Annotated in this window: 23 protein-coding genes; 7 read left to right on the forward strand and 16 right to left on the reverse strand. The window is 59.0% G+C overall.

Features of this window, described 5'->3' with window-relative positions; genetic code table 11:
* Positions 1–37: 37 nt before the first annotated feature.
* Complete coding sequence (gene tsaB / locus KHA73_RS13650) at positions 38–739, reverse strand: tRNA (adenosine(37)-N6)-threonylcarbamoyltransferase complex dimerization subunit type 1 TsaB (protein WP_234584874.1); 702 nt, start codon at positions 737–739, stop codon at positions 38–40.
* Between the two features lie 78 nt (positions 740–817).
* Positions 818–2734 (reverse strand): ATP-dependent DNA helicase, encoded by a 1917-nt coding sequence (locus KHA73_RS13655; RefSeq protein ID WP_234584875.1) that lies wholly within the window; start codon positions 2732–2734, stop codon positions 818–820.
* Positions 2735–2867: 133 nt separating this feature from the next.
* Here KHA73_RS13655 and KHA73_RS13660 point away from each other — a divergent pair, with 133 nt between their 5' ends.
* Positions 2868–3212, forward strand: coding sequence for a RidA family protein (locus tag KHA73_RS13660; protein ID WP_234584876.1), 345 nt, complete (start codon positions 2868–2870; stop codon positions 3210–3212).
* 57 nt (positions 3213–3269) lie between these two features.
* Here KHA73_RS13660 and mdtI read toward each other — a convergent pair whose 3' ends face one another.
* The 4 genes from mdtI to zwf form a co-directional block, all read right to left on the reverse strand.
* Entirely contained in the window at positions 3270–3599 is a 330-nt protein-coding gene (mdtI, locus tag KHA73_RS13665; RefSeq protein ID WP_234584877.1) for a multidrug/spermidine efflux SMR transporter subunit MdtI, read from the reverse strand.
* On the reverse strand, positions 3586–3954 hold the full coding sequence (gene mdtJ / locus KHA73_RS13670; protein ID WP_234584878.1) for a multidrug/spermidine efflux SMR transporter subunit MdtJ: 369 nt from the start codon (positions 3952–3954) through the stop codon (positions 3586–3588). The genes mdtI and mdtJ overlap by 14 nt, the downstream gene beginning before the upstream one ends.
* A gap of 551 nt (positions 3955–4505) precedes the next feature.
* Positions 4506–5147, reverse strand: a complete 642-nt coding sequence (locus KHA73_RS13675; RefSeq protein ID WP_234584879.1) for a bifunctional 4-hydroxy-2-oxoglutarate aldolase/2-dehydro-3-deoxy-phosphogluconate aldolase — start codon at positions 5145–5147, stop codon at positions 4506–4508.
* A 155-nt stretch (positions 5148–5302) separates the two neighbouring features.
* Entirely contained in the window at positions 5303–6778 is a 1476-nt protein-coding gene (gene zwf / locus KHA73_RS13680) for a glucose-6-phosphate dehydrogenase (RefSeq protein WP_234584881.1), read from the reverse strand.
* 341 nt (positions 6779–7119) lie between these two features.
* Between zwf and KHA73_RS13685 the strand changes: the two genes are divergently transcribed.
* Positions 7120–7992: a MurR/RpiR family transcriptional regulator gene (locus KHA73_RS13685; protein WP_234584882.1), complete on the forward strand. Its 873-nt coding sequence runs from the start codon at positions 7120–7122 to the stop codon at positions 7990–7992.
* 185 nt (positions 7993–8177) lie between these two features.
* On the forward strand, positions 8178–9620 hold the full coding sequence (gene pyk, locus KHA73_RS13690) for a pyruvate kinase (RefSeq protein ID WP_234584883.1): 1443 nt from the start codon (positions 8178–8180) through the stop codon (positions 9618–9620).
* A 90-nt stretch (positions 9621–9710) separates the two neighbouring features.
* Here pyk and lpxM read toward each other — a convergent pair whose 3' ends face one another.
* The 3 genes from lpxM to znuA all read right to left on the reverse strand — a co-directional run bounded on the left by lpxM (position 9711) and on the right by znuA (position 13114).
* Positions 9711–10679, reverse strand: a complete 969-nt coding sequence (gene lpxM, locus KHA73_RS13695; RefSeq protein ID WP_234584884.1) for a lauroyl-Kdo(2)-lipid IV(A) myristoyltransferase — start codon at positions 10677–10679, stop codon at positions 9711–9713.
* A gap of 146 nt (positions 10680–10825) precedes the next feature.
* Positions 10826–12148 (reverse strand): murein DD-endopeptidase MepM, encoded by a 1323-nt coding sequence (gene mepM, locus KHA73_RS13700; protein WP_234584885.1) that lies wholly within the window; start codon positions 12146–12148, stop codon positions 10826–10828.
* A gap of 21 nt (positions 12149–12169) precedes the next feature.
* Positions 12170–13114, reverse strand: coding sequence for a zinc ABC transporter substrate-binding protein ZnuA (gene znuA / locus KHA73_RS13705; RefSeq protein ID WP_234591273.1), 945 nt, complete (start codon positions 13112–13114; stop codon positions 12170–12172).
* 78 nt (positions 13115–13192) lie between these two features.
* Here znuA and znuC point away from each other — a divergent pair, with 78 nt between their 5' ends.
* Complete coding sequence (gene znuC / locus KHA73_RS13710; protein WP_234584886.1) at positions 13193–13951, forward strand: zinc ABC transporter ATP-binding protein ZnuC; 759 nt, start codon at positions 13193–13195, stop codon at positions 13949–13951.
* Positions 13948–14733, forward strand: a complete 786-nt coding sequence (znuB, locus tag KHA73_RS13715; protein ID WP_234584887.1) for a zinc ABC transporter permease subunit ZnuB — start codon at positions 13948–13950, stop codon at positions 14731–14733. The genes znuC and znuB overlap by 4 nt, the downstream gene beginning before the upstream one ends.
* 50 nt (positions 14734–14783) lie before the next feature.
* On the opposite strand, the gene ruvB is transcribed toward znuB, so the two are convergent.
* The 7 genes from ruvB to KHA73_RS13750 form a co-directional block, all read right to left on the reverse strand.
* On the reverse strand, positions 14784–15788 hold the full coding sequence (gene ruvB, locus KHA73_RS13720) for a Holliday junction branch migration DNA helicase RuvB (protein ID WP_234584888.1): 1005 nt from the start codon (positions 15786–15788) through the stop codon (positions 14784–14786).
* Positions 15789–15807: 19 nt separating this feature from the next.
* A complete protein-coding gene (gene ruvA / locus KHA73_RS13725; protein ID WP_234584889.1) occupies positions 15808–16422 on the reverse strand; it encodes a Holliday junction branch migration protein RuvA in 615 nt (204 codons plus the stop codon).
* 113 nt (positions 16423–16535) lie between these two features.
* On the reverse strand, positions 16536–17057 hold the full coding sequence (gene ruvC, locus KHA73_RS13730; protein WP_061794551.1) for a crossover junction endodeoxyribonuclease RuvC: 522 nt from the start codon (positions 17055–17057) through the stop codon (positions 16536–16538).
* Positions 17058–17130: 73 nt separating this feature from the next.
* Positions 17131–17874, reverse strand: coding sequence for a YebC/PmpR family DNA-binding transcriptional regulator (locus KHA73_RS13735; RefSeq protein ID WP_234584890.1), 744 nt, complete (start codon positions 17872–17874; stop codon positions 17131–17133).
* A gap of 17 nt (positions 17875–17891) precedes the next feature.
* A complete protein-coding gene (gene nudB / locus KHA73_RS13740; RefSeq protein WP_234584891.1) occupies positions 17892–18338 on the reverse strand; it encodes a dihydroneopterin triphosphate diphosphatase in 447 nt (148 codons plus the stop codon).
* Positions 18338–20122 carry an aspartate--tRNA ligase gene (aspS, locus tag KHA73_RS13745; RefSeq protein WP_234584893.1) on the reverse strand — a complete coding sequence of 595 codons (1785 nt, stop codon included), beginning with the start codon at positions 20120–20122 and terminating at the stop codon, positions 18338–18340. Before aspS ends, nudB begins: the two co-directional genes overlap by 1 nt.
* A gap of 74 nt (positions 20123–20196) precedes the next feature.
* The gene (locus tag KHA73_RS13750; protein ID WP_338092706.1) at positions 20197–20427 is read right to left on the reverse strand and encodes an FmdB family zinc ribbon protein; all 231 of its coding nucleotides are present in this window, start codon (positions 20425–20427) and stop codon (positions 20197–20199) included.
* A 214-nt stretch (positions 20428–20641) separates the two neighbouring features.
* On the opposite strand from KHA73_RS13750, the gene KHA73_RS13755 reads away from it, so the two are divergent.
* A complete protein-coding gene (locus KHA73_RS13755) occupies positions 20642–21220 on the forward strand; it encodes a hydrolase (RefSeq protein ID WP_234584895.1) in 579 nt (192 codons plus the stop codon).
* 47 nt (positions 21221–21267) lie between these two features.
* Positions 21268–22083 (forward strand): DUF72 domain-containing protein, encoded by an 816-nt coding sequence (locus KHA73_RS13760; RefSeq protein ID WP_234591274.1) that lies wholly within the window; start codon positions 21268–21270, stop codon positions 22081–22083.
* The last annotated feature ends 3 nt before the right edge of the window (positions 22084–22086 follow it).

Raw genomic sequence — 22086 nt, forward strand, 5'->3', positions numbered from 1 at the left:
GCCGTTGCAAAATCAACCGCAGCACAATATGCCGCGGCTATTCGCGGCCGGGCAATTTCTTCCAGGTCACTTCGTTGCGCAGGTAGGTCGGCTCGGCGTTTTCTACCGCCACCGCGCCCCCCTGCTGCCAGGCCTGCAGCGCCAGCGGCAGCATGTCTTCCGCCTGCGGCAGCAGCATCTGGCCGTCACGCAGGGTCAGCGCGGAACCGCTGACCAGGTCAGGGTAGGTTTGCCAGCCGGTGCCGACGTGGGCCCAATCGCCCTGCAGACGCTGAGCGCGTTCCAACGCCTGCGCCGGTGAAAGCACCGCTTCGCCTTCGCTTTCCAGCCAACGGCCGTCTGCATGGCGCTCGAATTGCCCCCAGTAGACTTCGCCCATACGGGCGTCAATAGCCGCCAGCACGCGTTCGGCGCCGCTGACTCGCCAGGCGCCCTGCGCCATGGTTTGCAGCGTGGAAATGCCCAGCATCGGCAGATCGGCGCCAAGCGCCAACCCCTGAGCGATGCCGATACCGATGCGCACGCCGGTGAAGCTGCCGGGCCCGCGGCCGAAGGCCAGCGCATCGAGCTGGTTAAGCGCCAGGCCGGATTCCGCCAGCACCTGCTGCACCATAGGTAAAATACGTTGCGTATGCTCGCGTGGGCACAGCTCAAACAGGGCGTGGATTTCGCCTTGATTCCAGATGGCGACGGAACAGGCTTCCGTCGCCGTATCGATCGCTAAAATTCGCGTGGACATGCCAACCTCTGGCGGGAATAAAACAGGGTTTTCATACAGGGCGCGCATTGTAGCACAGCCCCGTAAGCCCTTCATCTGTCACGTGGCCGGTGGGTTGTTGGCCTTCAGGAAAGCGATCGCCTGGCCGATATCGCGGGTGCGCGGCGTCGGCGGCAGGCTGTTGAGGAACACTTCGCCGTAAGGACGCATCACCAGCCGGTTGTCGCAAATCACCAGCACGCCGCGGTCGTCGGTATCGCGGATCAATCGCCCAACGCCCTGCTTCAGGGTGATGACCGCATCCGGCAGCTGCACGTCGTTGAACGGATCGCCACCGCGCAGCCGGCAGTCTTCAATCCGCGCTTTCAACAGCGGGTCATCCGGTGAGGTGAACGGCAATTTATCGATGATCACGCAGGACAAGGCGTCGCCGCGCACATCCACCCCTTCCCAGAAGCTGCTGGTCGCCACCAGCAGCGCATTGCCGGCCTCGACAAACTGCGCCAGCAATTGCCCCTTGCCGGTTTCGCCCTGCAACAGCACCGGCAGCGTCATGGTGGCGCGAAACTCTTCGGCCAGCTCGCGCATCATTTGGTGCGAGGTGCACAGGAAGAAGCAGCGGCCGTTGTTGGCCTCGATCAGCGGCCGCAGCATGCGCGCCAGCTGGCGGGCGCCGCCGGGCTGATTCGGCGAAGGCAAAAAGCGCGGCACGCACAGCAACGCCTGTTTGGCGTAATCGAACGGGCTGGGCAGCAGCAAGGTCTTCGCCTTGGTGAGCCCCAGGCGTTCGGTAAAGTGCCCAAGCTGCTCGTTAACCGACAGCGTGGCCGAAGTAAAAATCCAGCTGCCCGGCTTCTCGTCCAGCAGCTCCCGGAAGCGATCGGCCACGGTGAGCGGCGTCAGCGCCAGCACGAAGTGGCGTGAATTGCATTCGTACCAGTAGCTGTAGCCCGGCTCGGTGACCTCTTTCAACCGCTTGAGACGCGCGCGATACAGCGTGGCGCGCTCGAAGGCGGCATCCAGCAGCGCCGAGCGGCCGAGCGACAGCTTGACCACGTCATAGCACAGCTCGAGCGCATCATCGAGCAACAACAATGCGCGCTGCACGTTCGGCTGGCCGAGCACGTCGCGCAGGTTGCCGCGAAACCCCGGCTCGCCCAGCATCAGCCGGAAGTCCTGGGTGCTTTGGCTGAGGCGATCGGCGCTTTTCTGCAGCTGCGCGGAATCACGCACTTCAGTACGGTAGGCGATGGTGATGTCTTTCGCCAGATCCAGCAGTTGGCGGCTGGTGAGCTGTTTACCGAAGTACTGGCTGGCGATGTCGGGTATCTGATGGGCTTCGTCGAAGATCATCACGTCGGCTTCGGGGATCAGTTCGGCAAAGCCGCCTTCCTTCACCACCATATCCGCCAGGAACAGGTGATGGTTGACCACCACCACGTCGGCGTCCATGGCCCGGCGGCGCGCCTTGACCACGAAACAATCCTTATACAGCGGGCAGTCACTGCCCAGGCAATTGTCATTGGTGCTGGTCACCAGCGGCCAAATGAAGCTGTCTTCCGCCACGTCGCTGCAGCTGCTGATATCGCCCTCTTTGGTTTGCGACGACCATTTGCGCAGCTGCACCAGATCGATCAGCGTCTGCCCGGCCAGCTCACCGCCGGCCATGGACTGCTGCTCCAATCGTTCCAGGCACAGGTAGTTGGAACGCCCCTTCAGCAGCGCCATCTTGCCTTTGTACTTCAGCGCCTTGGCGATGGTCGGCAGATCGCGCGCATACAGCTGGTCCTGCAACGCTTTCGAACCGGTAGAGATGATCACTTTACGATCGGCGCGCAGCGCCGGCGCCAGGTAGGCGAAGGTTTTGCCGGTGCCGGTTCCCGCTTCCACCACCAGCTCTTGCTTGAAGTTGATCGCTTCGGTGACGGCTTGCGCCATCTGCCGCTGCGGTTCACGCGGTTTGAATCCCTTGATTGCCTGCGCCAATGCGCCGTCTGTTGCAAAATCGTCTGTCACGCTATCTCTCTGCCGGTGTAATTCAGCGTTGATTATGCCAAGCCTGTCACGCCGCTACCACCGACTTTATCGCCGCGCATTTCCGCCGTGGGCTGTGATACCCTAAACGGGACTATGATATGGAGATAACCAAATGAATATCGAACGAATTGATCCCGCGCAGCGCTGGTCCGAAGCCGTGGTGCACAACGACACCGTCTACTACACCAGCGTGCCGGAAAATCTGGATGAAGACGCCACCGCTCAGACCGCGGATGCCCTCGCCGCCATCGACGTGCTGCTGGCGCGGGTCGGATCGGACAAGAGCCGCATTTTGGACGCCACCATTTTCCTGGCCGACGCCGCGGACTTCGCCGCGATGAACGCCGCCTGGGATGCCTGGGTGGTTGCCGGCAGCGCGCCGGTACGCTGCACCGTGCAGGCCAAGCTGATGAACCCGAAGTACAAGGTTGAAATCAAGATTATCGCCGCGTTGTAAAAACAAAAACCGCAGGCGTTCCCCCTGCGGTTTGTTCTTTTCGCTTAACGGCTCCGGTTACGCCAGCTTGATGATCACCATACCCGCCAGCAACAGCACCAGACCTATCCAGCCTTTGGCGTTCAGCCGCTGCCCGAACAGGATCCAGCCGGCGGCGATGGTCGCCGCGATGCCGAAACCGCCCCACAGCGCATAAGCCACCGACAGATCTATGCCCTTTACCGCCTGCGCCAGGGCGCTGAACGCCCCGAGCACCGAGGCCAACGACAGCAGGCCCAGCCAGATTTTACGGAAGCCGTCCGACATTTTCAGAAAGACGTTGGCGACAATTTCCAACACAATCGCCAGTGCAAGGAACCCAATGTGGTACAACTCAAGCTGTTGCATGGTTGTCACCTCGCGGGCTGACCTGTTTTCGCACCTTGCGGGTGCCGGATTTCACCAGCATGATACCGGCAATCAGCGTCGCCAGGCCCAACACCTTCAGCAGCGAAATCGGCTCATCGAACCACAGCACGCTGAACAGCGTAATAAACAGGATGCCGATACCTTCCCACAGCGCGTATGCCACGCCCAGCGCCACGCGTTTTACCGCCATCGAAAGCATCACATAGGATGCGGTGATCATCACATACATGATGATATGGCCGGTCATGCCGCCGCTGACGCTGGCGTACTTCATGGACAGGGTACCGATAATTTCGGCCACTATGGCCAAACCTAAAAAGATCCAATAAATCATAATTTTTCTCCCAAACGGCGAATAACGCACGCTAAGGCATATTTATCCCGATTTATCTCGTCTGACAGGCGCTGCAAGGCGCTGAAGACGCGGAGATCCCTGGGGATAAACTGACCCGAACGTAATAAAAATGTTTGCCCGGCTAGATGGAGTGACGAAGGGCTATGCCTGTCACCAGCACCGGTTAAGGGAGAAAGACGCTATAGCTCGCTGCACCAGTGATGCTCACTGGCAAGGATGGCAGAAAGGAAAAGCTGACAAGTAGAGGTTCTGAGGGTAGTTCCGTTAAGTTTCATCATAATTATTCTCTATTCTCAGCCGCACACCGTGCGATTTGCCCAATATCCTCATAAAAGTAAAATTTTCAACTGAGATATTTGTACCATAGCCAAAATAAGAAAGCAAACTGCCGTTTTCACAAAAAGCAGAAAAAAACGGGTTAAAAATAATAAAGTTAAGCAATTTAAAAATAAAAAAAGGCTCAACAAGCCGTTGAACCTTGATGTCTTCAGGGGTGGGCAAACAATCGCCAAACCCAGGCTCGGCGCGGGTTACAGCGCGGCACCCTCGACGGCGTTGCGCGCCAGTTCACTGATGCGCGCGTAGTCGCCATTTTCCAACGCGTCGGCCGGCACCAGCCAGGAACCACCGATGCACAGTACGCTCTTCAGCGCCAGATAATCGCGGTAGTTGTTTGGCGTGATGCCGCCTGTCGGGCAGAAACGCACCTGCGGGAACGGACCGCCGATCGCCTGCAGCGCTTTCACGCCGCCGTTGGCTTCCGCCGGGAAGAACTTGAATTCGCGCAGGCCGTGATCCAGGCCCAGCATCAGTTCGGAAACGGTGCTGATGCCCGGGATCAGAGGAATCGAACCGGCGGTCGCCGCCTGCAGCAAGGCGTCGGTCAGCCCGGGGCTGATGGCGAACTGTGCGCCGGCCTCGGTCACTTCCCTGAGCTGCTGCGGATTGATCACCGTGCCGGCGCCAATGATCGCTTCCGGCACCTCTTGGGCGATGGCGCGGATGGCGTCCAGCGCGCAGGCGGTGCGCAGCGTCACTTCCAGCACCCGCACGCCACCGGCGACCAGCGCCCTGGCCAGCGGCACCGCATGTTCCAGCTTGTTGATCACAATGACCGGAACCACCGGACCTGAGGTCAGGATCTGTTCTGCGCTGGTTTTCCAGTTTTTCATCGTCATTTCTCCATTACTTACGGTTTTAATCTGGCACGCCCCTGCCACGGGGCCCCGCGCGTTAACGCCGGCGTCCGGCCGCACCCTAAGTGATGTTATTTCCCGCGTGTCGCAGGCAAAAAAAAAGCCGGCAGACAGGCTGCCGGCGCTAAGCGTTACTCGAATTCGTTCCAGGAACGGCCGTCGCGGGTGATCATCGCCACGGAAGCCACCGGGCCCCAGGTGCCTGCCTGGTATGGCTTAGGCGCCTCGTTGTCGGCTTTCCATGCGTCCATGATGGAGTCGACCCATTTCCACGCCTCTTCCACTTCGTCGCGGCGCACAAACAGCGCCTGAATGCCGCGCATGGTTTCCAGCAGCAGGCGCTCATAGGCGTCCGCCACGTGTTCCTGGTTGAAGGTTTCGGAGAAGCTCAGATCCAGCTTGGTGGTCTGCAGGCGGTGCTTGTGATCCAGCCCCGGCACCTTGTTCAGAACCTGGATCTCAATGCCTTCGTCCGGCTGCAGACGAATGGTCAGCTTGTTCTGCGGCAACTGCTGATAGGAGTCGCTGAACAGGTTGAGCGGCGGGTTCTTGAAGTACACCACCACTTCCGAGCATTTGGTCGGCAGGCGTTTACCGGTACGCAGGTAGAACGGCACCCCGGCCCACTGCCAGTTGTCGATATCCACGCGGATGGAAACGAAGGTTTCGGTGCTGCTGCTTTTGTTCGCCCCTTCCTCTTCCAGGTAACCCGGCACCTTTTTGCCCTGCACGAAGCCGGCGGTGTACTGCCCGCGCACCGTGGTCTCGCGTACATTGGTCTGATCGATACGGCGCAGCGAGCGCAGCACTTTCACTTTCTCGTCGCGGATGCGGTCGGTGGTCAGATCCGCCGGCGGCGACATGGCGATCATGGTCAAAATTTGCAGCAGATGGTTCTGGATCATGTCGCGCATCTGGCCGGCCTGATCAAAGTAACCCCAGCGCCCTTCGATACCCACTTCTTCCGCCACGGTGATCTGCACGGAATCGATGGTGCGGTTATCCCAGTTGGAGGCAAACAGCGAGTTGGCGAAGCGCAGCGCCAGCAGGTTCAATACCGTTTCTTTACCCAGATAGTGGTCGATGCGGTAAACCTGCGATTCGTTAAAGTACTCCGCCACCTGATCGTTGATCACGCGGGAAGACGCCAGATCGGTGCCCAGCGGTTTTTCCATCACCACGCGCGCCGGCTCGTGGTTCAGCTTGGCTTCGCCCAGCCCTTTGCAGATTGCGCCGAAGGTGCTTGGCGGCATGGCGAAATAGTTGATGGTGGTGCGATGCTTTTGATCAAGCATTTTACCCAGCTTGGCAAAATTCTTGCTGTCGTTCACATCGAGGTTGCAAAAGTCCAGGCGCGCGCTCAGCGTAGCCCAGAGCTCGTCATCCAGCTTTTCCTTCATAAAGGTGCCAAGGGCTTCCTTGACCACTTCGGTGTAGGCTTTTTTATCCCACTCGGCGCGGCCGACGCCGATAATGCGCGTATCCGGGTGGATATGGCCGGCTTTCTCTAACTGGTACAGGGAAGGCAGCAGCTTACGACGCGCCAAATCGCCTTTCGCGCCGAAAATAACCAGGTCACACGCCTGGGCTGTAGAGGTTACCGCCATGTTCATCTCCTCGTTGCAGGATATTTGTAATTTTCTTACATTACTAATGTACTCTCTTTGACTACGGCCAGTAAACCCGGATCAAAAAGCCCCAAAGATTACAGTGTTAAGCGCTAACCGGCATCGGGCCGCCCAAGGCGCAAAAAACTGTAACTTTCTGTCTTTTTTGGCGCTCCATTACCATTATGAAAGTTAGACACAGGTCATGTTCTGATGAAAAAAGTTTGCATACCCTCTGTCTACACTGCCAACGGCTACTGGCACGTAGTATATTTTCACTAAACCGGCATTGATTTCTCCTTTGATTGAAATCGACAAAACCCATGAGTGACTCCCGTTATATGAATACGCTGGAAAAAATCCAGAGCCATCTGGAACTCCTGAGCAAATCTGAAAGGAAAGTCGCCGAGGTGATCCTGGCCTCTCCACAGACCGCCATTCACTCCAGCATCGCGACCCTGGCCAGAATGGCCGACGTCAGCGAGCCAACGGTCAACCGCTTTTGTCGTCGTCTGGATACCAAGGGGTTCCCCGATTTCAAACTGCACCTTGCTCAAAGCCTGGCTAACGGCACTCCCTACGTAAACCGCAACGTAGAGGAAGATGACAGCGTCGATTCCTATACCAGTAAAATTTTCGAATCGGTCATGGCCAGCCTTGATACAGTAAAGGCAAATTTGGATATTGCCGCAATCAATCGTGCGGTTGACCTCCTTACCCAGGCAAAAAAGATCTCGTTCTTCGGTTTGGGCGCCTCGGCTGCGGTGGCGCACGACGCGATGAACAAATTTTTCCGCTTCAACATTCCGGTGGTTTACTTCGACGACATCGTCATGCAGCGCATGAGCTGCATGAACTCCGGCGAAGGCGACGTGGTGGTGCTGATCTCCCACACCGGCCGCACCAAGAATCTGGTGGAAATGGCCCATCTGGCGCGTGAAAACGACGCCACGGTGATAGCCATCACCTCGCGCGACACCCCTCTGGCCCAGGCCGCTACCCTCGCCTTGCTGCTCGACGTGCCGGAAGATACCGACGTTTATATGCCCATGGTATCGCGGATCGCGCAATTAACGCTCATTGACGTGCTGGCCACCGGATTTACCTTGCGCAGAGGGGCTAAATTCAGAGATAACTTGAAGCGGGTCAAGGAAGCGCTCAAAGAATCGCGCTTTGATAAGGGCATCGTGATCCCCACGAGTTTTGACTCGTAGTCCAGAAAAATAAGCTGCCGTCCGGCCTGATTTGAACGGCAGCCTGATAGGCAGTACCCTGTTAGAGGTTCATGCGGGTAACCCGAGTGAAACATCGGTGTAGTAAAATTACATTTCACTCCTGGTTTCGTTATCCGACGTTATCGCAACACCTATATTTGCTTCACCAGTCAACGGAGTAATACATGTCCAGACGGCTCAGAAGAACCAAAATTGTTACCACCCTGGGTCCGGCTACAGACCGCGACAATAATCTGGAAAAGATCATTGCCGCCGGCGCTAACGTAGTTCGGCTTAATTTTTCCCACGGCAGCCCGGAAGATCATCAGGCTCGCGCCGACAAAGTGCGCGAAATTGCTGCCAAACTGGGGCGTCACGTCGCCATCTTGGGCGACCTGCAAGGGCCGAAAATCCGTGTTTCCACCTTTAAGGAAGGTAAAATCTTCCTCAACGTGGGCGACAAATTCCTGCTTGACGCCAACCTGTCCAAAGGCGAAGGCGATAAAGAAAAAGTCGGCATCGACTATAAAGGCCTGCCTGCCGACGTGGTGCCGGGCGACGTGCTGCTGCTTGACGATGGCCGCGTGCAGCTGAAAGTGCTTGAAGTTCAGGGCATGAAAGTGTTTACCGAAGTTACCGTTGGCGGCCCGTTGTCCAACAACAAGGGCATCAACAAGCTGGGCGGCGGTCTGTCGGCCGAAGCCCTGACCGAAAAAGACAAAGCGGATATCGTCACCGCCGCCAAGATTGGCGTCGATTATCTGGCGGTCTCCTTCCCGCGCACCGGTGAAGACCTGAACTATGCCCGCCGCCTGGCGCGCGACGCAGGCTGCAACGCCAAGATCGTTTCCAAGGTTGAGCGCGCCGAGGCGGTCTGCAGCGACGAAGCGATGGATGACATCATCCTGGCTTCCGACGTGGTGATGGTAGCCCGTGGCGATCTGGGCGTCGAAATCGGCGACCCGGAATTGGTCGGCATCCAGAAAAAACTGATCCGCCGCGCGCGCACGCTGAACCGCGCCGTGATTACCGCGACCCAGATGATGGAATCAATGATCACCAACCCAATGCCGACCCGCGCCGAAGTGATGGACGTGGCGAACGCCGTGTTGGATGGCACCGACGCCGTGATGCTGTCAGCGGAAACCGCCGCCGGCCAATACCCGGCAGAAACCGTGGCGGCGATGGCGCGCGTGTGCCTGGGTGCGGAGAAGATCCCAAGCATCAATGTCTCCAAACACCGCCTGGACGTGCAGTTCGACAACATTGAAGAGGCGATCGCCATGTCTTCGATGTACGCCGCTAACCACCTGAAAGGCGTTACCGCGTTGATAGCCATGACCGAATCCGGCCGCACCGCGCTGATGATGTCCCGCATCAGCTCCGGGCTGCCGATCTTCGCCATGTCGCGCCACGAACATACGCTGAACCTGACCGCGCTTTACCGCGGCGTGACGCCGGTGTATTTCGACAGCCACAATGACGGCGTAATCGCCGCCAACGACGCGGTAAACCGCCTGCGCGACAAAGGCTTCCTGGTTTCCGGCGACCTGGTGATCGTCACCCAGGGCGACGTGATGGAAACCGTCGGCACCACCAATACCAGCCGTATCCTGCGCGTCGAGTAATCGGCGCCGGGAATGAAAAAAGCCAGCCGGGTTAACCGGCTGGCTTTTTTATCGCTTCATGCGCCCTGTGACAGGAAAAACCTGGGGGTATCAGCGGTACAGATCGTCGCGCGAGTAAGGTTCAATCTCCCCTGCTTTACGCGTTTTCAGCAATTTCAAAATCCAGGTGTATTGCTCTGGATTCGGCCCCACCAGATTCTCCACCTCTTCGTTCATTCGGCGGGCTATGCGCCGATCGTCGGCCTCAGCCAAATCGTCCATTGGCTGGCGGATATAAATATCCAGCATGCTGGTGTTGCCGTCATATACCGGGAACAAGGGCACAATCGCAGCGCGGCACACTTTCATCAGGCGACCTACCGCCGGCAGCGTCGCTTTGTAGGTGGCGAAGAAATCCACGAACTCGCTGTGCTCGGCGCCGTGATCCTGATCGGGCAGGTAGTAGCCCCAGTAGCCCTGGCGCACTGAGCTGATAAAGGGTTTGATGCCGTCATTACGTGCATGCATGCGGCCGCCAAACTTGCGGCGCACGGCGTTCCACAGGTAATCGATCAGCGGGTTGCTCTGGTTGTGGAACATTGCCGCCATCGGTTGGCCGCGCGCGGCCATCAACATGGCAGGCACGTCTACCCCCCAACCGTGGGGCACCAGGAAGATGACGTTGCGCCCTTCTTCGCGGATCTTGTCCAGCACCTCTTCACCATGCCAGCGTACGCGTTTCAGCACTTTCTCCGGCTTGGTGCAGGCCAGTTCGGCCATCAACACCATCGACTGCGGCGCGCAGGCAAACATTTGGTCGATAATATGCTCACGTTCACTTTCCGGCACCTCCGGCAGGCAGTACAGCAGATTGATACGGGCACGGCGCCTCGCCCCTTTGGCGACTTTACCGGCCAGTTTGCCAACCGCGCCTAATACCGGATCGCGCATGCGCGCAGGCACCAGCGAAATGCCGGCCATCAGCCCGACGCCCAGCCAAACGCCCCAGTAGCGTGGGTGATAAAAGGCTTTCTGAAATTGTGGGATGAACTCTACGTTTGATTTTTTATCGTTTTGCATGCACAAACTCTTAACTTGGCGGTTCGGCTAATAATAATTGCAGTCAATGATTTTGCAATTAACAACGGCAAAGCGCGCCTATAAAACAACATCGGCCCGAAATCAGGCCGATGCAATCACTGGCGCCAAAGCGCCGAACAGCGGGATTAATCAAGCTGCAGCTGCGGAACCACTTCCTTCACCTGCGCCAGATAGTCGTTACGATCCTTGCCGCTCAGGCCTTCGGAACGCGGCAGCTTCGCCGTCAGCGGGTTTACCGCCTGTTGGTTGGTCCACAGCTCAAAGTGCAGATGCGGCCCGGTAGAACGGCCGGTGTTGCCCGACAGCGCAATGCGATCGCCGCGCTTCACTTTTTGGCCAGGTTTAACCAGCAGCTTTTTCAAATGCATGTAGCGCGTCGTGTACTGGCGGCCGTGGCGGATCGCCACATAGTTACCCGCCGCGCCGCTTCGTTTGGCGATCAGCACTTCACCGTCCCCCACCGCCAGCACCGGCGTGCCTACCGGCATCGCGAAGTCAACGCCCTTATGCGGCGCAATGCGACCGGTCACCGGATTCACCCGGCGCGGATTGAAGTTGGAAGAAATGCGGAACTGTTTCATGGTCGGGAAACGCATAAAACCGCGCGCCAGGCCAGAGCCCTGGCGATCATAGAATTTGCCGTCTTCGGCGCGGATCGCATAGTAGTCTTTGCCGCCGGTGCGCATGCGCACGCCCAACAGCTGGCTCTGCGATTTTTTACCGTCAAAATGCTCACGCGACATCAGCACCGAGAACTGGTCGCCCTTACGCAGCTTGCGGAAATCCAGCTGCCACTGCAGCGCTTTGATCACCGCATTGATCTCGGCGCGGCTCAGGCCGGCGTCGCCGGCGCTGCTGACGAAGCTGCCGTTGAGGCGGCCGCTCACCACGCTGTTTTTCCATTCGCCCTGCTGTGATTCCTGCGACTCTTTAAAGCTGTTGCCCACGCGATCGTAAGTGCGGGTTTCACGGCGGGATACTTCCCAGGTCAGTTGCTGCAGGTCGCCGGCGTCATTTACCGTCCACGACAGCTGCTGGCCGATCTTCAGATTACGCAGATCGCGGTTTTGCGAGGCTAACAGCGTGACGTCCGACATGTCGATGCCGTACTGGGTCAGAATGCTGCCGAGGGTGTCGCCAGTAGAAACCACATATTCATGCACGCCATCTTCGCCGGAGGCCTTTTGGTCCAGCTCATCCTGCGGGATTTCATCATCGGGGGTTGCCTGGTCGGCATCGATAGGTTCACTGGCTTCCGGCAGCAGGGACCGCAACTGGCCGGATTCTAATTCGACGTTCTTAACGATGGGGTTATGTTCTGGGTGATAAACAAAAGGCCGCCAAACAGCGACGGCCAATGTCACTACCGTCAGCGACCCCAGCATGACGCGGTGGGGCCGTGGCAGGTTGTTATACGCCAGAGCGATAGTTCGGACTATCTGCTGCACTCGATATTATCCTCATAAGCTTTACTTCAGGCAGCTCACGTACTGGTTTGACAGCGCTGTCAGGAATTTCCCGTAGCTGTCCTTCCCCAGTGCGATGCCGATGCCCAACGGGTCCAGCGTTCCAGAACGCACTTTGGTACCCTTGGCGACGGCATTGATTACGGCCGGCCTGAATTGTGGCTCAGCAAAAACGCATACTGCTTTCTGCTCAACCAACTGTGTTCGAATTTGGTGTAGGCGCTGTGCTCCAGGTTGAATTTCGGGGTTAACGGTAAAATGGCCCAGCGGGCTCAAGCCGTAGTGTTTTTCGAAATAGCCGTAAGCATCATGAAAAACAAAATATCCCCTACCTTGCACAGGCGTAAGCATGTTACCAACATTTTTGTCAGTTTGCGTCAGCAGATTCTCGAACTGGCGCAGGTTTGCGTCTAATTTGTCCTTATTTTGCGGCATAAGTTCCAATAGTCTGTCGTGAATCGCGATCGCGGTCACTTTTGCCACTTCCGGCGACAGCCAGAGGTGCATATTGTACTCACCGTGATGATGCCCGTCGTCGCCCTCATGATCGGCATGATTATGCGCATCTGCTGCATGATCATCGTCGTCCGCCCCCTTCATCAGCAGCGGCTTCACCGCCGGCAGCTCGCTGACGGCCAGTTTGCGATCGGCCGAGATCGGCATGAGCGCCTTGGTCAGGAAAGCCTCCATGTCCGGCCCGACCCACAGCACCAGATCGGCGGCGCGCAGCCGCTGGAGATCCGAGGGCCGCAGCGCGAAATCGTGCGGTGAGGCGCCGTCCGGCAGCAACACTTCCGTCGGCGTGACGCCGTCGGCGATTGCCGAAGCGATAAACCCCAGCGGGCGGATTGACGTCACTACCGCAGCGGAAGCGCTGCTCAGCGGCCCTGCCATTAATAACGCGCTAGCCAACAGCGTGCGCTGCAGCCATTTATTTTTCTGTGCCATCATCAGTAATCCCATCGTTTTCATCAGCAAGGCGTGATATTATAACATCCGGTTAGTTCTGCAAAATGTAATCATGAGATGTCCACACTGACAACGCTAAAAAATATCTCCGTCTCCTTTGGTAGCCGCAAGGTGCTGTCGAATATTTCGCTCAGCCTGCAGCCGGGCCGTATCTTGACGCTGCTCGGCCCGAACGGCGCGGGCAAATCTACGCTGGTGCGCGTGGTGCTCGGGCTTATCCCGCCCACCGAAGGCACTCTGGAGCGCGAACCCGGCCTGCGCATCGGCTATGTACCGCAAAAGCTGCACCTCGACGCCACCCTGCCGTTGACCGTCAGCCGCTTTATGCGCCTGAAGCCCGGCGTTAAAAAGGCCGATATTCTACCGGCGCTTAAGCGCGTTCAGGCGGCGCACCTGCTCGATCAACCAATGCAAAAACTGTCCGGCGGCGAGAACCAGCGCGTACTGCTGGCGCGGGCGCTGCTGAACCAGCCGCAGTTGCTGGTGCTGGACGAACCCACCCAGGGCGTCGACGTCAACGGCCAGCTGGCGCTGTATGACCTGATCGACCAGTTGCGCAAAGAGCTGGGTTGCGCGGTGCTGATGGTGTCGCACGATCTGCATCTGGTGATGGCGAAGACCGACGAGGTGCTCTGCCTCAACCAGCATATTTGCTGTTCGGGCGCCCCGGAGGTGGTTTCGATGCATCCTGAATTTATCGCTATGTTCGGCAATCGCGGCGCGGAGCAGTTGGCGGTCTATCGCCATCACCACAACCATCGCCACGACCTGCAAGGCAAAATTGTGTTGAAAAAAACCGGGAGTCGCGAGGCATGATCGAATTATTGTTGCCCGGCTGGCTGGCGGGTGTTTTGTTGGCCGGCGCGGCTGGCCCGCTCGGTTCGTTCGTGGTCTGGCGCCGCATGTCCTATTTTGGCGACACGCTGGCGCACGCCTCCCTGCTCGGCGTCGCCTTCGGCCTGCTGCTGGACGTCAATCCGTTCTACGCGGTGATAGCCGTCACGCTGCTGCTGGCGCTGGCGCTGGTGTGGCTCGAGCGCCGCCCGCAGCTTTCGGTGGATACGCTGCTCGGCATCATGGCGCATAGCGCGCTGTCGCTGGGATTGGTGGTGGTGGCGCTGATGTCCAACGTGCGGGTCGATCTGATGGCCTACCTGTTTGGCGATCTACTGTCGGTGACCCTGAGCGATATCGTCATGATCGCCGGTGGCGTGGCGGTGGTGCTGCTGATCTTGTGGTGGCAATGGCGTGATTTGCTGTCGATGACCATCAGCCCGGAGCTGGCGCACGTCGACGGCGTCAATCTGGCGCGGGCGCGCACCGTGTTGATGCTGGTCACCGCCCTGACCATCGGCCTGGCGATGAAGTTCGTCGGCGCGCTGATCATCACCTCGTTGTTGATCATCCCCGCCGCCACCGCCAGACGCTTCGCGCGCACCCCAGAGCAGATGGCCGGTATTGCGGTAGCGATCGGCATGCTGGCGGTCACCGGCGGCCTGACGTTCTCGGCGTTTTACGATACGCCGGCCGGCCCTTCGGTAGTGTTAAGCGCCGCGGTGCTGTTTGTGCTGAGCCTGTTTCGTAAACAACAGGCCTGATCCTGCCAGGTGATATGAAAAGGGCCGCTGATGCGGCCCTTTTCTATGGTTTATTCTTCGCGCTCGATGCCGAAGTGCCGATAGGCGTGATTGGTCGCCATGCGCCCGCGCGGCGTACGCTGTATAAACCCCTGCTGGATCAGGAAGGGTTCGATCACATCTTCGATGGTTTCCCGCTCTTCACCGATCGCCGCCGCCAGGTTATCCAACCCGACCGGGCCGCCGGTAAACTTGTCGATAATCGCCAACAGCAGTTTACGGTCCATGTAGTCGAAGCCTTCGGCATCGACGTTGAGCATATCCAGCGCCTGCATCGCCACTGCGCCGTTGAGCACGCCATTGGCGCGCACTTCGGCGAAGTCGCGCACCCGGCGCAACAGGCGGTTGGCGATACGCGGCGTGCCGCGCGCGCGGCGCGCCACTTCATGGGCGCCGTCGTCAGACAGGTCTATCCCCAGACAGTTGGCGCTGCGTGAGACGATGTGCTGCAGATCGGCTACCTGATAAAACTCCAGCCGCTGCACAATCCCGAAACGGTCGCGCAGCGGCGCCGTCAGCGAACCGGCGCGGGTGGTAGCGCCCACCAGGGTGAACGGCGGCAGATCGAGCTTGATCGACCGCGCGGCCGGGCCCTCGCCGATCATGATATCCAGCTGATAATCCTCCATCGCCGGGTACAGCACCTCTTCCACCACCGGCGACAGACGGTGGATCTCATCGATAAACAGCACGTCGTGCGGCTCAAGGTTGGTCAGCATCGCCGCCAGATCGCCGGCCTTCTCCAGCACCGGGCCGGAGGTGGTGCGCAGGTTAACCCCCATTTCGTTGGCGACGATGTTCGCCAACGTGGTTTTACCCAATCCCGGCGGGCCGAAGATCAGCAGGTGGTCCAGCGCATCGCCGCGCTGTTTGGCCGCCTGGATAAAGATTTCCATCTGTTCACGCACGTGCGGCTGCCCGACGTATTCCGTCAACAGCTTCGGGCGGATGGCGCGATCGAGGATCTCTTCCTCAGTAATCGGCTCGGCGGAAATCAGGCGATCGGCTTCAATCATTGTCTGCCCCTTGTCGGCCTTAGAGCGCGGCGCGCAGCGCGTCGCGGATCAGGGTTTCGCAATCGGCGCCCGGCTTGGCGATTTTGCTGACCATGCGGCTGGCTTCCTGCGGTTTATAACCCAACGCCACCAGCGCCGAGGCGGCTTCAGCTTCGGCGTCAACTTCCGCGGCGTTCGCGGCGGAGGCCGGCAGCGCAATTTCGCTGCTGTTGTTGAACAGGTCGCCGTTGAGCCCTTTGAAGCGGTCTTTCATTTCCACCACCAGGCGCTCGGCGGTTTTCTTGCCTACGCCCGGCAGCTTGACCAGAGCGGTGATCTCTTCGCGTTCAACCGCGCTGACGAATTGCTGCGCCGACATGCCGGACAGGATGGCCAGCGCCAGCTTTGGCCCGACGCCGTTGACCTTGATAAGCTCGCGGAACAGCGCGCGCTCCTGCTTATCGTTGAAGCCGTACAGCAGCTGCGCGTCTTCACGCACCACGAAGTGGGTAAACACGATGGCCTCTTGCCCCAGTTCCGGCAGCTCATAAAAGCAGGTCATCGGCATATGCACTTCATAACCGACGCCGTTCGCCTCCAGTAACACCAGCGGCGGCTGCTTTTCCAGAATATTTCCTCTGAGACGACCTATCATTTACCCTCCTGCAGAATTCCTGAGCATGACTCACTGCCATGCCGTGCTGGTAAAGCTTATAACATAAAAAAGGCTGGATGAATATCCAGCCTGATTGTTCACCGACGCGGCCTTTAGCGTAACCGCCCGCGCGCCAGGTTCAATCGCCCTTCGCTCATCCGCAGCACGTTTTGGCTGAGGTGGCAATGCGTGATGGCGATGGCCAGCGCATCGGCGGCGTCCGCCTGCGGATTGGCCGACAGCTTCAGCAGCGAACGCACCATATGCTGCACCTGCGCCTTTTCGGCCGCCCCGGTGCCCACTACGGTTTGCTTGACCTGCCGCGCCGCATATTCAAACACTTCCAGGTTCTGGTTAACCGCCGCGACAATCGCCACGCCGCGCGCCTGGCCGAGCTTGAGCGCCGAATCCGGGTTTTTGGCCATAAACACCTGTTCGATGGCGAAAAAGTCCGGTTGGAACTGAGTGATGATTTCGCTGACGCCGGCATAAATCAGCTTTAGCCGCGTCGGCATGTCGTCCACCACCGTGCGAATGCAGCCGCTGGCGATATAGCTCAGCTGGCGGCCCTGCTGGCGAATAAGGCCATAGCCGGTGATGCGTGAGCCGGGATCGATACCGAGTATGATCGCCATCGTTACATCCACCTTGCGTTAAGCGTAAATTCCGCCCGGCGCTGCCCTGAGGCAGCACCGTACATCAACATCATTACAGCGTAGCCGCAACCTCGTCGGAGATCTCACCGTTATGGTAAACCTCCTGCACGTCGTCGCAGTCTTCCAGCATATCGATCAGACGCAGCAGCTTAGGTGCGGTTTCCGCATCCATGTCGGCCTTGGTCGACGGGATCATCGACACTTCCGCCGCTTCCGCTTCAAAACCGGCGGCGGTCAGCGCGTCTTTCACCTCACCCAGGTTTTCCCAGGCGGTGAACACGTCGATGGCGCCGTCGTCATAGCTGACGATGTCTTCCGCGCCGGCTTCCAGCGCCGCTTCCATCAGGCTATCTTCATCCAGGCCCGGTGCGTAGGTGATCACGCCCTTCTTGGTGAACAGATAGGCCACCGAACCGTCGGTGCCCAGGTTGCCGCCGCATTTGGTGAAGGCGTGACGCACTTCCGCCACGGTGCGGTTGCGGTTATCGCTCAGGCATTCGATCATCACGGCGGTGCCGCCCGGACCGTAGCCTTCATAGATGATGGTTTCCATGTTGGTATCATCATCGCCGCCCACGCCGCGCGCGATAGCGCGGTTCAGCGTGTCGCGCGTCATGTTGTTCGACAGCGCCTTATCGATCGCCGCGCGCAGACGCGGGTTAGCCCCAGGATCGCCACCGCCCAGTTTCGCGGCGGTAACCAGCTCGCGAATAATTTTGGTGAAAATTTTACCGCGCTTGGAATCCTGCGCCGCTTTACGGTGTTTGGTGTTGGCCCACTTACTATGACCTGCCATAAAAAATCTCCGAAAAATTACTGGACTGAATTAATCACAAACTCTTCAATCGCCTGCTGATTGCTCCAGGACTTGGTCAACTTCACGGCTTCCGCCGCCTCAAGCCATTGGTAAGCGTGATGCTCGGTAATCACCGGATCGCGCTCCTCGGGCAAAGCCAGACAGAACCAGTGCTCTTTATTGCGCGTGGTTCCCGGGGCATAGCGATGTCGCAAATGGACAAAGAGTTCAAACTCCACGCAGCGCTGGCAATCGACCAACGGCAGATGCTCTGCTTCGATATCGATGCCGACCTCTTCCATGACCTCACGCCGCGCGGCATGCGGCGGCGACTCATCCTGCTCCAGGCTGCCGGTGACCGACTGCCAGAACTCGGTATCGTCGCGCCGCTGTAACATCAGCACCCGACCACTGGATTTCGCATAAATCACTACCAGAATAGACTCGGGCCGCTTGTAACTCATCACTCGCTCTCTTGTTCTGAAGAGGCTTTCTTCACCACGCTGATCGCCAACTCCTGCAGCGACGCCGGGTTGGCGAAGCTTGGCGCGTCGGTCATCAGGCAGGCTGCGGCGGTGGTTTTCGGGAACGCGATCACGTCGCGAATGTTGTCGGTGCCGGTCAGCAGCATCACCAGGCGATCCAGACCGAAGGCCAGGCCGGCGTGCGGCGGCGTGCCGTACTTCAGCGCATCCAGCAGGAAGCCGAACTTCTCGCGCTGTTCGTGCTCGTTGATGCCCAGAATGCTGAACACCGTCTGCTGCATTTCGCTGCGGTGAATACGCACCGAACCGCCGCCCACTTCATAACCGTTGATCACCATATCGTAAGCATTGGCGATAGCGTTGATCGGCTTGGCGGCCAGCTCTTCCGGGGTCATGTCGCGCGGCGCGGTGAACGGATGGTGCATCGCCGCCAGACCGCCCTCGCCGTCTTCTTCGAACATCGGGAAGTCAACCACCCACAGCGGCGCCCAGCTGTCCAGCTTGGTCAGTTCCAGATCGCGGCCCAGCTTCAGGCGCAGCGCGCCCATCGCGTCGGTCACAATCTTGAAGCTGTCGGCGCCGAAGAACAGGATATCGCCGGTCTGCGCGTTGGTGCGCGCCAGGATGGCCTCCAGCACTTCCGCGCTGAGGAACTTGGCGATCGGGCTTTGCACCCCTTCCATGCCGGCGGCGCGGTCGTTGACCTTCAGCCATGCCAGGCCTTTGGCGCCATAGATGTTGACGAAAGCGCCGTATTCGTCGATCAGCTTGCGGGTCAGCTGTGCGCCGCCCGGCACGCAGATCGCCGCGACGCGGCCTTTGGCGTCGTTGGCCGGGCCGGAGAACACCTTGAACTCGACGTCTTTCACCAGATCGGCCACGTCCACCAGCTCCAGCGGGTTACGCAGGTCCGGCTTATCGGAGCCGTAACGACGCATCGCTTCTTCGAAGGTCATCACCGGGAAGTCGCCCAGATCCACGTCCTTCACGTCCAGCCACAGTTCGCGCGCCAGCTTCTCCATCACCTCACGCACCTGATCGGCGGTCATGAAGGAGGTCTCGACGTCGATCTGAGTGAATTCCGGCTGACGGTCAGCGCGCAGGTCTTCGTCGCGGAAGCATTTTACAATCTGATAGTAGCGGTCGAAGCCGGACATCATCAGCAGCTGTTTAAACAGCTGCGGAGACTGCGGCAGCGCGTAGAATTTGCCTTTGTGCACGCGGCTCGGCACCAGGTAGTCGCGGGCGCCTTCCGGCGTAGCCTTGGTCAGCATCGGGGTCTCGATGTCGAGGAAGCCGTGGCTGTCCATAAAGCGGCGCACGAAGCTGGTGATTTTGGCGCGGGTCTTCAGGCGATCGGCCATTTCCGGACGACGCAGATCCAGGTAGCGGTATTTCAGGCGCGCTTCTTCGCTGTTGACCTGGTTGGAGTCCAGCGGCAGCGGCTCGGAGCGGTTGATGATCTCCAGCGCATGGGCGAAGACTTCCACTTCGCCGGTGGCCATATCTTTATTGATCTGGCTGTCCGGACGCGCACGCACGGTGCCGACGATCTGGATGCAGAATTCATTGCGCAGGTCATAAGCCTTGTCGAACGCGGCTTTCTGGTCCGGATCGAAGAACACCTGCACGATGCCTTCGCGGTCGCGCATATCAATAAAGATCAGGCCGCCGAGATCGCGACGACGGTTGACCCAACCACACAGAGTGACTTCCTGGCCTACGTGGGACAGATTCAACTGCCCGCAATATTCAGTACGCATACGCTATCCTTTTACACAGCCGATGCCGCGCCGGGCTGCAATGCCCCTGTCGCACGGCTGTTATCTGATGAACTCTACTTGTTGCCCGGTTTGAAATCTGTCGCATACCACCCGGTTCCCTTGAGCTGGAAGCCGGAGGAGGAGATCAGCTTGGTCAACGCGGGCTGCCCACACGCCGGACACTGGGTCAGCGGCGCGTCGGAAAATTTTTGCAATTTCTCTAACCGATGGCTGCAAGCGCCACATGCATATTCATAAATCGGCATAGGTCGTTGGATTAAAGAGAGTTGAAAAAAGGGAGTCATTATAAAGGAAATTCATGCGCCAGATAAGTGCGAACACAGCATTGTTGCAGCACTAAATGGCGCGTTTTTGCCCGAAATAACACATTGGCTAACAAATTACCCATTAACCTGTGGCGCTTTTTTCACGTAGCCTGAATGTCCCCGGTTTAACGCACGGCTCTGCGCCTGCGTGTTCCTGAGTAAATTTTATCCACTTCGCAATGAGATGAACCCGATGCTGAAACTTGATGCTCAAACCACCGCTCTGGTGCTGATTGACTTGCAAAACGGCATTCTGCCTTACGCCGGCGGACCGCACAGCGCCGAACAGGTAGTGTCGAACGCCGCACAGCTTGCCGCCCGTTTCCGCTCGCTGGGCGCACCGGTTGTCCTGGTGCGCGTCGGCTGGTCAGACAGCTTCGCCGAGGCGCTGAAGCAGCCGGTCGACCAACCGGCCCCCGCGCCCGCCGGCGGCCTGCCCGCCAGTTGGTGGGAGTTCCCGACCGCTCTGGCGGTCAGCGACAGCGATATTCTGGTGACCAAGCGCCAATGGGGCGCCTTCTACGGCACTGACCTGGAGCTGCAGCTGCGCCGCCGCGGCGTGAAGTCGATAGTGCTGTGCGGCATCTCCACCAATATCGGCGTGGAATCCACCGCTCGCGCCGCCTGGGAGCATGGCTATGAGCTGCTGATCGCCGAAGACGCCTGCAGCGCGCAGAACGGCGGCATGCACCAGTTCGCGGTCGACAATATTTTCCCGCGCCTGGCCCGGGTGCGCAGCACCGGCGAAATCCTTGCCGCGCTCGACCAGTAACGTTAACGTGTAACCTGATGAGATAAATTAGGGAAGATGGCACGTTGATCTACATCGGACTACCACAGTGGCAGCACGCAGCCTGGAACCGCATCGGGCTGCGTGATTTGGCGGATTACAGCCGTTATTTCAACTGCGTGGAAGGCAACACCACCTTTTATGCACTGCCCAAACAGGAAATTGTGCAACGCTGGCGCGATATGACCGGCGATGACTTTCGTTTTTGCTTCAAATTCCCCTCGGACATCAGCCATAAGGCGGCCCTGCGCAACTGCGACGCCGAGCTGCAGGCGTTTTATCAGTGCCTGACCCCGGTTCATCAGCGCATCGGCCAACTGTGGCTGCAGCTGCCTTCGGCCTTCGGGCCTGACGAATTGCCGCGCATGTGGCAGTTCTTCGACAAGCTGCCGAAAGCCTTCACCTACGGCGTGGAAGTGCGCCACCCGGCGTTCTTCGCCAAGGGGGAAGCAGAACTCCTGTTGAATCAGGGGCTGCATCAGCGCGGCATCAATCGGGTGATCCTCGACAGCCGCCCGGTGCATCACGCCGCGCCTAATAGCGCAGCGGTGCGCGACGCGCAACAGAAAAAACCTAAGCTGCCGGTGCATGCGCTGGTTACCGCCGGCCAGCCGCTGGTGCGCTTTATCGGTGGCGACGTGCTGGCGGATAATTTGCGCTGGTTCGACGCCTGGCAGCAGAAACTGCCGCTCTGGCAACGGCAGCACCAGCCTTACCTGTTCATCCACACGCCGGATAACGGCGACTCCCCGCAGCAGGCGCAAAAAATCTGGCAACGGCTGCGCCAGGCGCTTCCCGATTTGCCCGCCCCGCCGGATTGGCCAGAGCAGGATGCGTTGTTTTGACCT

This window comes from Serratia entomophila, from assembly GCF_021462285.1.
In the GTDB taxonomy this organism is placed as follows: domain Bacteria; phylum Pseudomonadota; class Gammaproteobacteria; order Enterobacterales; family Enterobacteriaceae; genus Serratia; species Serratia entomophila.